The sequence below is a fragment of the Glaciecola petra genome (assembly GCF_031846345.1).
GTDB lineage: Bacteria > Pseudomonadota > Gammaproteobacteria > Enterobacterales > Alteromonadaceae > Glaciecola > Glaciecola petra.
In genome coordinates, this window is sequence record NZ_JAVRHX010000015.1 from 1 (window position 1) to 1048 (window position 1048).

Here is a 1048-nt window from a genome sequence, read left to right on the forward strand (position 1 = left end):
TAGCGGCATAATCTTTCTAATTTCTCTGGCTCGTCGGCACTGGCAAATACCCCTGCGTGTAAGGAAAAACCTGAGGTATTGGCTAACTGACCATATTCGCCTTCATTGCTTGCAGGGAGTGTCTGTAGTGTAAACACCTTTTGACCTTGTTGAGGCCCCATTGCTATACGATAGCTAACGGAAGCCCCTTGCAATTGGAGGAGACTATCTTCATCATCAAAAGGCAAGTTAAGAAAACTGTTTTCCACATCACGCTCTACCAAGCCGACTTTTTCTAAATAACGCGCAATGCGTTGGCCGATGGTGTGCACTAGCTCCACCATGTCGCTATGGGACGGCGCTTTGATGCGGGTAAAAGTTGTGCCGCCCCATGAATTTTCACTAATCGCGCCTTCTAGAAACAACATGTGGAAATGGATATTTAGATTAAGGGCACTGCCGAACCGCTGAATAAGCGTAACTGCTCCGGTTTTTGCCTGTTTGTTGGTAAAACCTGCTTTATTCACAATGTGCGTGGAAATGGCGCGGTGAATGATTTGCATCACCTTGCTCAGTTCACTTGGGTACCTTGCTAGAAGCAATCGAAGTGGAATGGGTAGGCTTAAGACCCATTGGCGAATTGGATAACCAAGTAATACATCATCTACAAGAAGCGCTGCACTTTCAGCCATTCTTCTGGCTCCGCAGCTAGGGCAAAATCCACGTCGCTTACAGCTAAATGCAACCAACTTCTCATGCTTGCAGTCGCCACACACCACGCGCAAAAAACCGTTCTCTAGTCGTCCACAACGCAAGAATTCTTCAAATTCACGCTCTACATATTTGGGTAGATACTTACCTTGGTCGGCTAAGTTTGCGGTAAAATCTGGGTAGTAACGTTCAACCAATTGATAGAGTAGCGTTGTTTCTGGTCGATGGCGCTTATATGTTTCACTTTGTTGCTTTGCCAGCACATGCATTCGTCCTTGAATTCTTTGTGGGCTATTGTGGCAAACACAGTGCTAATTTACGACTGGCTGAATGACCGCTTTTGGATGGCACTTGCCAG

Annotated in this window: 1 protein-coding gene; it reads right to left on the minus strand. The window is 46.3% G+C overall.

Annotated elements, in window-relative coordinates:
- The coding region (locus tag RM552_RS17660; protein WP_432277244.1) for a transposase zinc-binding domain-containing protein at positions 1 to 959 on the minus strand (959 nt) is incomplete at its 3' end.
- Between the last annotated feature and the right edge of the window lie 89 nt (positions 960 to 1048).